This is a genomic window from Dyadobacter sp. OTU695 (genome assembly GCF_038440355.1).
Lineage (GTDB): Bacteria > Bacteroidota > Bacteroidia > Cytophagales > Spirosomataceae > Dyadobacter.
Genome location: NZ_JASATN010000001.1, coordinates 997,153 through 1,013,098, shown reverse-complemented (window position 1 = coordinate 1,013,098; position 15,946 = coordinate 997,153). Strand labels below are relative to the sequence as shown.

Sequence of the window (15,946 nt, the reverse complement as noted above, 5' to 3'; positions counted from 1 at the left end):
AGCCGGATACCCCCGGATGCAACCCTTTCGGCTTAGTAACGATATAAAGTAAATTACCGCCTGAATGCCATTGACAACCACGCATGAAAATTCTCTTCTTCTCCGCAAAGCCCTACGACAAACAGTTTTTCGATATCTACAATCGCGCTTACGGATTTGAGATCGAGTATCTGGAAACCCATTTGGGCCCCCACATCGCGAATGCGGTAAACGACCAGGCGGCCGTTTGCGTGTTCGTGAATGACAAGGTGAATGCCGGGGTCATTTCGGTGTTGGCGGAGAAGGGCGTCAAAGTCATAGCACTGAGATGCGCCGGCTTCAACAATGTGGACCTGGATGCCGCCCGGGCCCATGGGATACGCGTGTGCCGGGTTCCGGAATACTCTCCCGAGGCTGTGGCCGAGCACACGGTCGCAATGCTGCTGACACTAATACGTAAAACCCACAAAGCATACAACCGGGTACGGGAACAGAACTTTTCATTAAACGGTCTGCTCGGGTTCAATTTACACGGCAGAACAATTGGTGTGATCGGCACGGGTAAAATCGGGAGCGCTTTTTGCAGGATTATGAGAGGTTTTGGCTGCCGGGTTCTCGCGCACGATCCGTTTCCCAACAATGAACTGCAATTGTCAGGTATCGAGTACCATACACTAGAAGCGGTGCTTCGCTCGTCCGATGTCATTTCTCTCCATTGCCCCCTGACTCCCGGCACGCATTACCTGATCAACGAAAGTACACTGGCCATGATGAAGCCTGGCGTGACATTGATCAACACCAGCCGTGGCGGGCTGATCAATACAGCGCATGCCATTGACGCCTTAAAGAGCAAACATGTGGCCAATCTGGCAATAGACGTGTACGAGCAGGAAGAAAAATTGTTTTTTAAAGACCTGTCGCAAAGTATCATAGAAGACGATACCATCCAGCGCCTGATGAGCTTCCCAAATGTACTCGTGACAGCCCATCAGGCATTTTTTACCGAAGAAGCACTTGCCGAGATCGCCCAGGTAACATTGCAAAATATCGACCGGATCCTGCGGGGCGAAGAGCCGGATGACCATGCCGCGCTGCTTGTTTGAAAGACTTGTTTCACCCGGTCGTCACACAATTTCACGTTCATACCCTTGCAAAAACCCGGTGATAAGCCGGGCGTGCCAAATGGTTGCCAGTGCCTGCTATCCCAAAGAAACAATGCGCTGAGCCTCTACCGACCGGGTGTTTAACTCGATGTTTTTCACTTCTTTGTGTTTGCCGTCGATCAACACAACTCTGTAAGCCCCGTCGGGCAGCTGGCTAAGGTCAAATTTCGTACGGGTAGCGGCGTCGCCCTTTTCAATGGTTTTAGATGCCAATGTGTGCCCGAACTGATCAATCACATTGACAGACACTTCTTTTTCTGCTTTGATAACGTTAACCTCAATTTTTCCATTGGTCGTGGTTACCACCCAAAATCTGGTTTCGACCTCTTCCATTCCGGGTTTGAAGGCTATTGTCGAGGGTTTTGCATATCCGGTTGCGGAAAGAGCGATAGAGGCTGTTAAAAGTACGGATGTGATGAGCGTTTTCATGGATGCTTCTGTTTAAATATGATTGTTTAAGACCCGCCGGGAACGACTCCGCTCCCGACTTCCGATACAATGTTAAACACCCCGCTTCACCCCTCAAAATAGATTCGACGGACAGGCACTAAACAACGACAGAGCGACCAAACAACCCATTAAACACCAGAAAATAAGCCACTTATCTGAAAACCAACCCGCTCGTAGATCAGAACCGGGAATTCATAGAGTAATCAGGGTGATTCATTGAATTTTTCGCACAATCAGCTGTTAGACTTTGGTTCATCACCGAACCAAGGGTATGCAACAACCGACACACCGGCATCCTTGTCTGTTGATTAGCCGTTTGTTCGGCCAAAAAGGAACTCGGAAGCTGATTAAATGCTTTTTACTAGCAGCATTCTCAGTATTAATGAATCGACATGGCAGACAAACTTATTCAGGATATACCATTTTCCATTCTTGATCTCGCTCCGATCACAGAAGGGAACAGTGCAGCTACAACTTTCAGGAACAGTCTGCGGCTCGCGCAGCGTGTGGAGGAACTTGGTTATAAACGGTACTGGCTCGCCGAACACCATAATATGGAAAGCGTGGCCAGCACGGCCACTTCGGTACTGATCGGCTTCATTGCCGGCGGCACAAATACAATACGTGTCGGCAGCGGCGGTATTATGTTGCCTAATCATGCTCCGCTGGTGGTGGCCGAGCAGTTCGGCACCCTGGCATCGCTTTATCCGGGCCGCATTGACCTAGGGTTGGGCCGCGCCCCGGGGACCGACCAGGTTACCGCACGGGCGCTCAGGCGTAACTACATGGAATCCGCCCAGGATTTTCCCGACGATGTGATCGCATTGCAAACCTATTTTTCAGCAGAAAACAAAAGTGCCAAGGTACGAGCTATCCCAGGGGAAGGGCTGGAAATACCGATATGGATCCTGGGATCGAGTACCGATAGTGCGCGGCTCGCGGCCCATCTCGGATTACCTTATGCATTTGCGAGCCACTTCGCACCCACACATTTCATGAGCGCGCTAGAACTCTACCGCATGAATTTCAGGCCATCGCAATATCTTGCCCAACCTTACGTGATGGCCTGTGTAAATGTGATCGCCGCCGACACGAATGAGGAAGCCGAGCGGCTTGCGACTTCGTTTTTCCAGCTCGCAACGGGAATCATAACAGGCAAGCGCCGGGCTTTGCAGCCACCCGTTGAAAGCATGGAAGGGCTTTGGGGAGAATACGAGGAAGCGGCCGTGAGACAGATGATGAAGTATACATTTATCGGCGACAGAAAGACCATAGGCCGCGACCTCGCCTACTTTCAGAAGCATACCCAACTCGACGAGTTGATGGTTACCAGCCACATCTACGATCCGGGAGCGCGTATCCACAGCTATGAAGTACTAAAAAGCATTCAGAGCGAGCGCATAACGACGAGCTGAGCGGCGCTAGTCCTACCAAAAGAATGCATACAGACCAAAGAGGAGCACCAGAACAATAGCCGACCCGAGTACGAAGCTCCGATGGGCCTTGAACATCGAGGCATCGATAACGAGGCCCTTTTTCTCATCCGGCAAAACATAGCTCAATACAAACATTCCCACGACACAGATCACAAACACCCAACCCATTCTATCCAAAAAAGGCACTTGTGTCCAGTCGACAAAAGGGAGCCAGTTGTTGTGCATACCCAAGGCTATGATGAAGCCGCCGACAATCGCGAACAAGGCGCCGGCCGAGTTGCTGCGTTTCCAGAAGAAGCCCATGATAAACGACGCAAAAATGCCCGGGGACAGCAGGCCCGTCATTTGCTGAATAAACTGAAAACCTCCCGCCTTGTCTATTCCCATGTAGGGGGAAATCAGGATAGCCATGATCATCGATACGACGATAACAATACGCCCGATGGCGACAAGCTGTGCCTCAGATTTGTCTTTACCGATGTAGTTCCTGAAAATATCCAGGGTAAAAATCGTTGAAATACTATTGGCCTTCCCAGCAAGAGACGCGACTATCGCGGCTGTCAATGCGGCAAAAGAGAGCCCCTTTAAACCATCCGGCAGCAAGTTCAGGAGTACCGGATACGCTTTGTCTGCCACGATAACACCGTTTTCAGTCATTTCCTGTTGAAATAATCCCTGGTTATAAAGGGTATACGCGGCAATCCCGGGCAATACGACAATTACAGGCATAAGCAGTTTCAAAAAAGCAGCGAACAGCAGTCCGTTGCGGGCGGTTTTAAGATCCGCTCCCAGGGCGCGCTGGGTTATGTACTGATTACAGCCCCAGTAGTTCAGGTTCACGATCCACATCCCGCCCAGCAGTACCGTCAGCCCCGGCAATTCCATGTAATGCGTGCTGCCAGGCTTGAAGATCATGTGAAAGTGATCGTCATGATGCTGTTTCATCATTTTCAGGCCATTCAACAAGCCTGCCGTACCGAAGTTTTCCGATACCAGATTAATGGCGATATAACTTGTCGCAAGCCCGCCGATGATGAGAAAAAACACCTGGATAACATCGGTAAAGCCGATCACTTTCATTCCCCCGATGGTTATCACGATCGAAAAAATGGCGAGTCCCCACATACAAAAGTTAAAATCCAGCCCGGAAATACCGGAAACCGCCAGAGCCCCCAGATAAAGTATGGAAGTCAGGTTAACCAGAATATATAAACCCAGCCAGAAGATCGCCATAATCAGGCTCACCGTTGGGTTATAACGTTGGCTAAGAAACTGGGGCATTGTGAAAATGTGGTTTTTCAGGTATATCGGCATAAAAAAGAGCGCAACGATCACAAGTGTCGCCGCCGCCATCCATTCATAACTGGATATGGCCAACCCCATTGAAAACCCGTTGCCGGACATGCCAATAAACTGTTCGGCAGAAATGTTGGAAGCAATCAGAGAAGCGCCGATCGCCCACCAGGTCAGTGAACCTTCGGCGAGGAAGAAATCTTTGGTCGATGCCGATTCACTTTTTTTCCGGTTGTAAATCCAGTATCCGTATACTGAAACGATAATGAAGTAAACAAAGAAAATGATGTAATCCAGCAACTGTAACTGCTTCATTGACGAGTATTTTATGTTTTTTATGGATTATCTGGTACGGGCCATACTACTGCGGCAGCTTCCTGAACATCGGATCGTTGCCGCTGTATTTCAAATATTTAAAAGAAGCAGTGTTGGTCGTTTGCGCGCCTGACGAGGTGGCGTACATGCCGAACAAACAGCCGATGAAGCCTCCCGCAACCTGGGTGCTCAGGAACTTCGCGTCCAGCTTGTCTTTGAGTAACTGCCAGGAATTGCCTTTTGAAAAATAGAAACTGTAAGTACCTCCTTCGGCTACGATACGCAGTTTAACCGGACCGGAAACGTCTGCGACAGGCATTTGAGCAAGCAAATCCATGTTTTTTCCATCAGTACCGCTTTTAAAAAGCTGTACGACGGGCTTGCCGTTTTCAACCGATTTACTTAAAAAGTAGAAATGGGATTCGTCCTGAAAAATGGTCAGTCCCGCTTTTTCACTGGTAGATCCGGCTGAAAACTCAAGTTCCGTTTCCGCGGTACAGTACAAATGCTGCTGACGTTTGCCGATGAACGAAGGATTGCCCGTTTCCATAATCGTCTCAGGTTTTAACTTCATCGTCAACCCGGCTTTCTTCGATAACGAGAAAGAATTTTGGTCGATAGTCCTCATAAAAAGCAGCGCGGGATCCAATGCCTTTTCGAAAGTCAGGGTATATTGAAAATTGCCGGCCTGCGGGAGCGCATCTTTTTGTTTTACCTCCGGATAATTGACAGCATATTCATATTTGATCTCTTTGCCCGATGGATTGATAATGGGCCAGTCATTCTTCCACTCGACCGGTGCGATGAAAGTTTCCCGTCCCGTGTTATAGAAATTGCCCTCATAAGGCCTTACGGCGAGGAAAATAGCATAAGTTTTTCCGTCGGGGCCTTCGACGAACTGCGCATGGCCTGCCGAAGTGATCGGATCTTTACGGTCGTCCGGCAATCCCTTTTGTGTTAGGATCGGGTTGTTTTCATAGGGGACATACGGCCCCGAAACCGACTTGCTGCGAAAAACCACTTCCGTGTGATTCACCGAAGTACCGCCTTCTGCGGCATACAAATAGTACCACCCATTTCTTTTCAGGATATGCGGTGCTTCAATCCACACCGGCTTCTTGCTCAGATCCACACCGCCGTTGACCAGCTGTTTTTCCTCGCCAATCACCTTCAATGTAACCGGATCGATTTCAAAAATGCGGATCGTTCTGTGCCCGGGATACAAAGGTTTTCTATCGGGTGCATCGCTGTTATAAACGATGTATGCTTTCTGGTCATCGTCGAAATACAGTGACGGATCTATCCCGCGTACCTGCGGCACACGAACCGGGTCACTCCATGGGCCCGCCGGATTTTTGGCCGTCGCGATAAAGTTTCCGTCATGGTCGATATCGGTACAGGTAACATAGTAAGTACCATTGTGATAGCTGATAGCCGGAGCGAAAAGCCCCCTTGTCAGTTTTTCACCCATGAAATCCATCTGGGAAGGCCGGTCGATCACATTCCCGATCTGCTTCCAGTTTTTCAGGTCCTTACTATGAAATACCGGAATGCCGGGAAAGTAAGAGAATGTGGAATTGACCAGGTAAAAGTCTGCGCCCACCCGGACCACACTCGGGTCCGGATAAAAACCCGTTAAGACCGGATTGACCAATGTGGTTTGGGCCAGGGCAGAATGGCCGGAAAAAATGCCTGCAACCAGGATTGCGGAGATAAAACGTTTGATCATCATTTAGTAATCTGAGTCCTGACCCGGACGGTGGGCAAAAGTACCGCAGCCCCCCAGACCACCGTGAGTACATTTGTTCAAATAATAGGAACAAATGTTCAAACCACCCCGAGAAACCGTTGAGAGCGGGTATGCCTTTAAGTGTTCTATTGACATTTGACTAAAATTATCTAACCTTTGACGAGTACAATTATTTGTCATTTAAATCCATCACAATCACAAAGTCACTGCTTTTCGATTTCCTGATCGCAGCCTTCCGGTCCTGATGGAGCTTAGTCCTTGCAATGCAGTACGCTGCATGGAAATTTTTTCTGCATTATTAATAAGTGTCTATTTAACATTTACCAAATTAACCTATGAGAGACCTTTTACAACGGAATTTTGCAACAAGGTTCCGGTCTGCCCTGGTGCTGCTATTACTGGCCTGGGTCGCATCGGGCCAGGTGGTGGCGGCTGTGCGTTTGGACAAGCAGGTAACCGGCCGGGTGACGACCGAAGATAACGAGCCCTTACCCGGAGTCAATGTCACGCTAAAAGGATCCAGCATCGGCACGAGTACGGATGCGCGGGGGGATTTCGCCATCACGGTGCCTTCAGAGAGTAGCATACTGGTATTCAGCTTTATAGGCTACGGAAAGCAGGAGGTTACCGTGGGCAGTCAGTCGCGGATCGACATAAAGCTGTCTATGGAAAACCAGGCATTGGAAGAAATGGTCGTGATTGGCTACGGTTCACAGAAGAAATCTTCTTTGACGGGCGCCGTTTCGTCCGTATCGCCCAAGGAGTTGACCGCCCTACCGGTGGTTAGCACCGAGCAGGCGCTTCAGGGGCGTATACCGGGCGTCCGCGTCGTGAATAATGGCAGCCCCGGACAAACACCTATCGTGCGTATAAGGGGCATCGGCTCCATTAATTACGCTTCCGGGCCGCTTTATGTGATCGACGGCATCCCGTCAGGCGACCTCAACAACCTCGATCCGAAAGACATCGAGTCCCTGGAAGTTCTCAAAGACGCAAGTTCGGCAGCCATCTATGGTTCAAGGGCTTCGAACGGCGTTATCATCATCAGCACGAAAAAAGGATCGAAAGACGGGAAGCTGCATATCAATGTCGACTCCTATTTCGGAACGCAATCGGCATGGAAAAAGCTGGACCTCCTCAATACCGATCAGTACATTCAGTACGCCACCGCTTTGCTGGGCAATGCAGGCATCGCAATGCCCGGCAGGCTGTCCGATCTTAACCAGCCGGTTTACCCCGGTGCTTCGCAGACTTTTGCGCAAACCCATACCGACTGGCAGGATGTCCTTTTCAGAAATTCGCCCGTTCAGCAGCACCAGTTTTCGGTGAGCGGAGGCAACAATGTCTCGCGTTTCTTTACGTCGGCGGGCTATTTCGATCAGGAAGGCATTCTGGTGGGCACCAATTACAAACGTGCCAATTTCCGGATCAATTCAGACCATCAGGTGGCCAAATTCCTGAAAATCGGCCAGACGCTTACATTTTCCTATGACAAGACGCGCGGTGAGCAGGGCTTCGGCGGCGGCCGCACGCTCGTCATGCAGGCGATCCGCAATCTCCCCTACTGGCCTGTCACCGACCCGACCAAGCCAGGCGGATACAGTTCCCCTACTGCCGCCGACGGCAGCGATCCTGACAACCCGCTACGGATTGCCACGATGGACGTATCCCGTAACCAACGCATTAAGGTTCTGGCATCCCTGTTCGCAGAGGTTAACCTGACGAGCTTTTTGAGATACCGTTTCAGCTTTGGCGCCGACGTGGTGAGCGCATTATCCAACGAACAATTCCCGATCTATAACGACGGGTACAAATCGCGGACGCAGTATGAAATACGGAATGGCCGAACCAACTATTTTTCGCCGGTCGTCACCAACCAACTTACGTTCGACAAAACCTTCGGCAAACATATGCTGAACGTCACCGCGATCGTGGACAGGCAGACTTTCCGGACCAATACCCTCAACGGCTCGGGTTACCGGCCGAACAACGACATCGATGAGATGCAGGGTGTTTCCAATCCGAATGCGACCAGCTCACTCGATGAAAGTGCCCTCATATCGTACGTAGGGCGTTTGAATTACGAGTATGACGGAAAATACCTGCTCAGCGCTTCTGTGCGCCGCGACGGTTCGTCGAGGTTTGCACCGGGCAACAAATGGGGAACATTCCCTTCATTATCGCTCGGCTGGCGTATCAGCGAGGAAGAATTCCTGAAAAACATTCCGGCTATATCTGAACTGAAAATCAGGGCCAGCTACGGACAAACCGGCTTTAACGGCATCGGCAGCTACGCATGGCAATCGCTGGTACAGGCCGATAATTCCAACTACGTGTTTGGCGGCAACAAGTTGCTGGGATCGTATTTCAGCTCGCTGGGCAACACCCAACTCAAATGGGAAAGTACCGAAATGACCAACCTGGGTATTGACCTGGCTCTTTTCAACAACAGCATTACATTCACAGCGGAACGCTATAACCGCAATACCGACGGGCTTTTGCTCGAAGTGCCGATCCCGAACTCCCTGGGATATTCGTCCTCGCCGCTATCCAACATCGGCAAGATGAAAAACTGGGGCTACGAGTTCCAGTTGGGGTACAACAAAACGGACGGCGACTTCACCTGGAATGCCTCTGTGAACATGGATATCACCCGAAATAAAGTGGTAAGCCTTGCTACCGAAAGCGCAGCGCTTTTTAACGGCAAAAACGATGATTTCGGCGGTTTCGATATCACCAAAACCCAAGCCGGACACCCGATCCAGTCGTTTTACGGATGGAAAGTGGATGGCATTTTCCAGAGCGCAGCAGAGATCGCCCAGTATAACGCGATCGACGGCAACGACCAGACGAAATACCAGCCTGCCGCTGCTCCCGGCGATATCCGGTTCAAGGACCTGAACGGCGACGGCCTGATCGACGCCAACGACCGGCAGTACCTGGGAAGCTTCATACCCAAATTCAGCTATGGGGCCAATTTCGGCGGCAGCTACAAAGGGTTCGATTTCTCGCTCTATTTGCAGGGCGTGCAGGGGAACAAAATTTACAATGGCACCAAGGTCATCGAACAGGGAATGCTGCGGTTGTTCAACGCCGGTACCGACGTGCTCGATGCCTGGACGCCAACCCACACCGACACCGATGTTCCCAGGGCCGTCAGCGGCGATCCCAACAACAACAGCCGTACCAGCGACCGTTTCATCGAAAACGGGTCGTATATGCGTATCAAGAATTTCAGCATCGGCTACACGATCCCTTCGAAGGGGCTAGCCGCACTGACGCGCAATACGATCACCAAAGCCAGGGTCTACGTATCGGCCACCAACCTGCTGACACTGACCAAGTATTCCGGCCTCGACCCTGAGATTGGCGTCAACGGCTCTTCGACGGCTACCGGTACACAGCTGATAAACGGGATCGACTACGGGATGTACCCGCAGCCGAGAACATTGCAGGTAGGATTAAGTTTCGGTTTCTAATCAGCATTTAAAAGAATTGAAATGAAAAGAAATATCATCATTGCCGCTTCGCTATTCATGGGTATGGTTCTGTCCTGCAACGAAGACGTGCTGGACAAAAGCAATCCGAACGGGGTAACTGTGGAGGGCTATTATAAAAATGGGTCGGAGCTCACGAGTGGCGTCACAAGTGTGTATTCGATGCTGAAAGCCAACAATCTGGTGGCACGCGAATGGTTTTTCCTGCACGATTTGCGGAGCGACGACATGGCTGCCGGAGGCGGTCAGCTTGAAACCCCGCGCAACCAGTTGCTGCTAGGCACGCACGACACGGGCAATTCGGTCATGGGAACGGTTTGGTTGGCATATTACCGGCTAATTCACCGCGCCAATTCGGTTGTCGACAATTCCGACAAGGTAACCGATCTGACCGATGCCGACAAAGCCCGGCTATTTGCGGAAGCACGTTTCCTGCGCGCATATGCATACTACGAGCTCGTAAGCATGTGGGGTGGCGTGCCGTTGTACAAAAACTACGTAAAGGACGTAGACGGCAGTCTGCCCAGGTCGACGGAGGCCGAAGTATACGCCTACCTCACCACCGAACTGCAGGAAATCCAGAATGCATTGCCGGCGACCTACAATGCTGCCAACCAGGGCAGGGCAACCAAGGGCGCCGCACAAATGCTGCTGGCACGTGTTTTCATGCAGCAGGGCAATTACCAGAGCGCCAAAACCGAGCTGATGAAGGTTTACGACTCCAACGTGTATGCATTGGTCGACAACTACAACGACAACTTCCTGGAAGAAACCGAGTTCAATAAAGAATCGATTTTCGAGGTCAACTTCTATCCCTCGGGCGGAGTTTACAACTGGGATGGAGACGGCAACGGCGCTACGGCCGGTACGGAAACTGTTCGTACCCAGGAATATTCAGCCATAGGATGGCGTAATGTGATCCCATCGAACGGGTTGCTTGCCGAGTTTGAAAAAGCCACCAAAGGCGACGCGAAAACCGATCCGCGCTACGACGATTCATTTTACTTCACCGGGGAGAAGTATAACAACGGGGCTTCCACCCTTACGGATGGACAACAGAATGGCAACGCGTCGGTCGTTGATGGCGTAACCCAAAAGGTGAGCTGGCAAAAATATTCGCTGATGTACAAAATGAATGAATCGTTCCTGACCGGTGGGATCAACCAGCGTATTATGCGTTTCGCGGAAACCATTCTTTCGCTGGCGGAAGTGGAAAACGAACTCGGTAACATTCCTCAGGCCGTTAAATACCTGAACATGATCAGGGCAAGGAAAAGCGTTTCGATGCCTGCCTACCCTACCGCCAAATACCCGGTAACGACCAAAGACCAGGTTTTCGCGGCGATCATGCACGAGCGGCGCGTAGAGCTGAATGGCGAGCAGATCCGCAACCGCGACATTCTGAGATGGCGAAAGCTCAACAAACTAAAAACCGAGCCCCTGGCATATTTCCAGGCCAAAAAACATGAGCTGTTGCCTATCCCGCAACAGGAAGTAGACAACAATGCGAAAATTGAAGCCAAAGACCAAAACCCGGGCTACTAAGCCCGTAAGCAGTAATCGTAATGCACAATGGCACCGGTTGATGACCGGTGTCTTTTGTTTCGTTACGCTATGGGCATCCGGCTCATTGGAGTCGTGCAAGAAGCGAAACGACAGACTATTCACCGGCCATACTTCCGGGGAAACACACATTACTTTCGTCAACCGCCTCACACCGAATGACTCCATCAACCCTTTCACTTTCACGAACTTCTACAACGGAGGCGGTGTGGGTGTCGGCGATGTGAATGGGGACGGCAAACCTGATATTTTCTTTGGCGGCAATCAGGTCAGCAGCAAATTATACCTTAGTAAAATCGATACGCTCTCCCGGGAATGGGCATTTGAAGATATTACTGAAAAAGCCGGCGTAGCCACAACACGCTGGTGCAGCGGCATTTCGATGGTGGATATCAACCAGGATGGCCTACTCGATATCTACATCAGTGTTGCCAAACACATCAAGATGCCCGACTCGGAAAACCTGCTGTTTGTAAACCAGGGAAACGGCCCCAGCGGCGTGCCGGTGTTCAGGGAGCTTGCCAGGGAATACGGGTTGAACGACAACTCGTTCACTACCCAAACCGCCTTCTTCGACGCCGACCTGGACGGCGACCTGGATGCCTATCTGATGAACACCGCCCCGGACCTGCAAAACCCGAATTTCATCCGGCAGACATACAACGACGGCTCCTACCCCAGTACGGGAAAACTTTATCTTAACGAGGGAGCCGACGCAAGGGGCGTGCCCAGATATACCGATATCTCCAGACAAGCCGGCATTCGATACGAGGGCCTTGGCCTGGGATTGGCGATCAGCGATCTGAACAAAGACGGTTATCCGGATATCTATTGTTCCAACGACTTCATCAGCAGCGATATGCTGTACCTGAATGCCAGGGCGAAAACCAAGCCTTCCTTCAACAATGTGATCCGCGAGGCCACCGGGCATACAAGCCTTTTCGGAATGGGCGTGGACATTGCCGACATTAACAACGACACCTACCCGGATATTTTTCAGCTCGATATGCTCCCGGAAGACAACCTGCGGCAAAAGAAAATGCTTGCAGGGCAGGACTACGACCGCAAGGAAATGAGCATATCGCCGCAATACGGTTACCAGCTGCAATACATGCGGAACACGCTGCAACTGAACCTGGGCAGTTTTCAAAAAAACAGTCAAAACGAACCTGAAGTCCCGCTATTTTCCGAGATAGGGCTGCTGGCCGGCGTATCGAAAACAGATTGGAGCTGGGCGCCGCTCATCGCCGATTACGACAACGACGGGCTGAAAGACCTGTTCATCACAAACGGCTACCGTCGCGATGTGACCGACCGCGATTTTATCCAGTTCAAGGAAGACTTTTCAAATTTTGGCACCAACAATTTCAAGCAACTGAATGCACTGGAGCTCATCAAGAAAGTGCCCGAGGTGAAAATCCCGAACTACGCGTATAAAAACACGGGGAACCTTTCGTTCGATAATGCATCGGAAGCCTGGGGGCTCGACGAACTATCATATTCCAACGGTGCCGCCTATGCCGACCTGGATGGCGACGGTGACCTGGATCTGGTCGTCAACAATATTGATTCCGAACCATTTATTTATCAAAACCAAAGCCGGGAAAAATCCGGCACGCACTTCCTCAGCTTGATCTTAAAAGGCAATAGAGGCAATCTGGATGGCGTAGGCAGTTCCGTCACGATCTGGCAGGGGAAGCAGGTGCAGTTCGCGGAAATGTTCCCCGCGCGGGGTTTCCTCTCATCGATGAATACCGGCCTGCATTTTGGTTTGGCGAACGGAACGGCGATCGACAGTCTGTTGGTAACCTGGCCCGGCGGGAAGTCACAGAAACTATATCAAATTGCCGCCGACCAGCGATTGCAGCTCATGCAGAAGGACGCCGAAGCAGTACCCCGAACGGAGGCGCCACGGGCTGATCCGTTCTTCACCGATATTACCCGTGATCTGAAACTTGATTATGTGCATGAAAAGTCCGATTTCATCGATTTCAAACAAACGGCCGCGTTGCACAAAATGCTTTCCAAAAGCGGCTTTGCCATTGCGGTAGGCGATGCCAATCAGGATGGGCTTGATGACTTTTTCGCAGGTACAAGCTACAAGAAAGGGAAGCCTTTCATCTATTTCCAGCAACCGTCGGGGACATTTGCCAAAAAGGCCATCGCTCAGGATTCGCTACATGAAAACATTTCCGCCACATTCTTCGATGCCGACGGTGACCGGGATCAAGACCTGATTGTGGTCAATGGCGGGAATGAGATGCCGGAAACCGACCGCGCATTCTACGAAGTGCAGCTTTACGTGAACGATGGCAGGGGAAATTTCACCCAATCTCCCCCGGGAGCGTTACCCGCCATTCCGGTAAGCGGCTCGTGTGTGCTATCCAACGATTTTGATAAGGATGGCGACCAGGACCTTTTCATTGGGGGCAGGATGATTCCCGGTAAATACCCGTTACCGGCCCGCGCCTATCTGCTTCGCAACGATTCCCGCGGAGGCAAAATCAATTTTAAAGACATTACCAAAGCCTATTGCCCCGAACTTTTGTCGGCCGGGATGGTATGTGCCGCCGTTTGGGCCGACACGGACCAGGACGGTCTCGACGATTTGATCCTTGCCGGTGAATGGATGCCCATACGCATTTTTAAAAATCATAAAACCCGGTTCCGGGAAACGCAGGCGGCCAGGGCTGCGCTGGGTCCTTATTCCGGTTGGTGGAATAGCCTGGCCGCAGCGGATTTCGACCGCGATGGCGACATCGATCTGATAGCGGGCAACGAAGGAATCAACACTTTCTACCGCGCCTCGCAAACCGAACCGGTGACGATCGTCGCCAAAGACTTCAACAACGACGGCACTTTCGATCCGTTGATGGGCTATTTTATCCAGGGCACAAGTTATCCAAGTGTCCCGCGCGATGCGCTGAACCAACAGGTGATCCAGTTCCGGAGGAAATTCCCGCATTATATCGACTACGCAAAAACCAGCTTTGACGAATTGCTGAGTGACGATGAGAAAAACGGTGCCTACAAAACACAGGCCACCTTTTTACAATCCGCCTATATCGAAAACCAGGGAAATGGCCGGTTTAAAGTCTCGGCATTGCCCGTGGAGGCGCAGATGGCACCGGTATTCGGGATCGTGGTGGCAGATGTAAACGCAGACCGGAATAAGGATGTGATCCTGACGGGCAACTTCTACCCGAATGAAGTAAATATGGGCAGGCAGGACGCATCGACCGGGCTTCTGCTGCTCGGTAATGGGAAAGGTGGTTTTCAGTCTCAAAGCCCGAAGGAAAGCGGCCTGCTGCTGCGCGGCGATGCCCGGTCCAGCGTGCTACTCCGTAATGCCAAAAAAGAGCAACTGCTGCTGACAGCCGTCCACTCCCGAGGCATTGTCATCAACAGGATTACGCAGGAAATCCCGTCCGACTGGCGAGATGAAGCACGTATAGGGGCAATCGGTACCCAGATAAAATTAGTAGTCTTCGAAACCAGCAGGAAATAAGGATCTTACCAACCTAAAAAGGCAAAAGATAAAGCCAAAACTTGGGGTTATCTAAAAAGTAAAGTATATATTTACAAAACGAAATTGATTTGGTATAAAACGCACTTTAAAAGAAGATCAACCAAAAGTAAAATAGGGGTAAATTAGTGAACAAGCGCGTTAAACGCATGGGATAATTACTAAAAAGCAGGGCAATCCGAATTTATTTTGTTAATATATATTAAACCATGAAAATATCTGTCGCGACGTTGCGAATGGCAGTATCGGCGGCGGTCCGGCAGGCTCAGGAAAACGGAGTTCACAAAAATTTAATTTTTGAAAATTGAGGCAATTGACTAAGATTACATTTTATCTTGAAATTTCACATTTTCTAAAATGAAGGAACAGCTTCGACATTGGACCGAGAGAATTGCTCTGTTTAACGACCAATCGGCCTTCAGGAAGCTGTTTTTATACCTTTACGACTTTCTGCTTGCATGCGCATACACGATCCTGAAAAACAAGGAGATTGCCGAGGAAGTGGTACTCGATACGTTCGTCAATTTGTGGGGCAACCGCGGGCGGTTACGGGAAGTCAACAATATTCAGGTTTACCTTTATGTGTCGGTAAAAAACCTTTCGCTCAAATCGGTCGCTCGTGAAAACCGCCGGTGTGAGATTAACTGGGAGGATTTGGTGAATGAAGGCGAAGCGGCAGGCACGGCATCTCCGGAAGAATTACTGATCTCCAACGAAACTGTCATGCAGATCGAACGTGCCATTGAAAGCTTGCCGCCCAAATGCAAGGTAATTTTTAAGATGGTACGGGAGGACGGCCTCAAATACAAGGAGATCGCCCAGATACTGGATATTTCCGTCAAGACGATTGACGCTCAGATGGCGATCGCCACGAAAAAGATCACTGAATCGATTGGTTCTCTGCTGAATCAGTAAATTTAAAAAAAAACTTTCCCGCCATTTAGGTGATTCTCTCCGTTTTGGGATCCTTAGTT

The 15,946-nt window shown here is 50.6% G+C and carries 9 protein-coding genes; 6 read left to right on the top strand and 3 right to left on the bottom strand.

What is annotated here, in order from left to right:
- The first annotated feature begins 83 nt into the window (after positions 1-83).
- A complete protein-coding gene (locus AAHB90_RS04205; RefSeq protein ID WP_342083654.1) occupies positions 84-1,082 on the top strand; it encodes a 2-hydroxyacid dehydrogenase in 999 nt (332 codons plus the stop codon).
- Positions 1,083-1,178: 96 nt separating this feature from the next.
- On the opposite strand, the gene AAHB90_RS04200 is transcribed toward AAHB90_RS04205, so the two are convergent.
- The gene (locus tag AAHB90_RS04200; protein WP_342083653.1) at positions 1,179-1,571 is read right to left on the bottom strand and encodes a hypothetical protein; all 393 of its coding nucleotides are present in this window, start codon (positions 1,569-1,571) and stop codon (positions 1,179-1,181) included.
- Positions 1,572-1,984: 413 nt separating this feature from the next.
- Here AAHB90_RS04200 and AAHB90_RS04195 point away from each other — a divergent pair, with 413 nt between their 5' ends.
- Complete coding sequence (locus AAHB90_RS04195) at positions 1,985-3,007, top strand: LLM class flavin-dependent oxidoreductase (RefSeq protein WP_342083652.1); 1,023 nt, start codon at positions 1,985-1,987, stop codon at positions 3,005-3,007.
- A gap of 12 nt (positions 3,008-3,019) precedes the next feature.
- Here the strand turns inward: AAHB90_RS04195 and AAHB90_RS04190 are convergent, their stop codons facing one another.
- The gene (locus AAHB90_RS04190) at positions 3,020-4,636 is read right to left on the bottom strand and encodes a sodium:solute symporter family transporter (RefSeq protein WP_342083651.1); all 1,617 of its coding nucleotides are present in this window, start codon (positions 4,634-4,636) and stop codon (positions 3,020-3,022) included.
- Between the two features lie 46 nt (positions 4,637-4,682).
- The gene (locus AAHB90_RS04185; RefSeq protein ID WP_342083983.1) at positions 4,683-6,365 is read right to left on the bottom strand and encodes a glycoside hydrolase family 43 protein; all 1,683 of its coding nucleotides are present in this window, start codon (positions 6,363-6,365) and stop codon (positions 4,683-4,685) included.
- A 356-nt stretch (positions 6,366-6,721) separates the two neighbouring features.
- Between AAHB90_RS04185 and AAHB90_RS04180 the strand changes: the two genes are divergently transcribed.
- The 4 genes from AAHB90_RS04180 (at position 6,722) to AAHB90_RS04165 (ending at position 15,887) form a co-directional block, all read left to right on the top strand.
- Complete coding sequence (locus AAHB90_RS04180) at positions 6,722-9,865, top strand: SusC/RagA family TonB-linked outer membrane protein (protein ID WP_342083650.1); 3,144 nt, start codon at positions 6,722-6,724, stop codon at positions 9,863-9,865.
- A 21-nt stretch (positions 9,866-9,886) separates the two neighbouring features.
- Entirely contained in the window at positions 9,887-11,428 is a 1,542-nt protein-coding gene (locus tag AAHB90_RS04175) for a RagB/SusD family nutrient uptake outer membrane protein (protein ID WP_342083649.1), read from the top strand.
- Entirely contained in the window at positions 11,388-14,954 is a 3,567-nt protein-coding gene (locus AAHB90_RS04170; RefSeq protein WP_342083648.1) for a VCBS repeat-containing protein, read from the top strand. The genes AAHB90_RS04175 and AAHB90_RS04170 overlap by 41 nt, the downstream gene beginning before the upstream one ends.
- A gap of 375 nt (positions 14,955-15,329) precedes the next feature.
- Positions 15,330-15,887, top strand: a complete 558-nt coding sequence (locus tag AAHB90_RS04165) for an RNA polymerase sigma-70 factor (protein ID WP_342083647.1) — start codon at positions 15,330-15,332, stop codon at positions 15,885-15,887.
- Positions 15,888-15,946 lie beyond the last annotated feature (59 nt).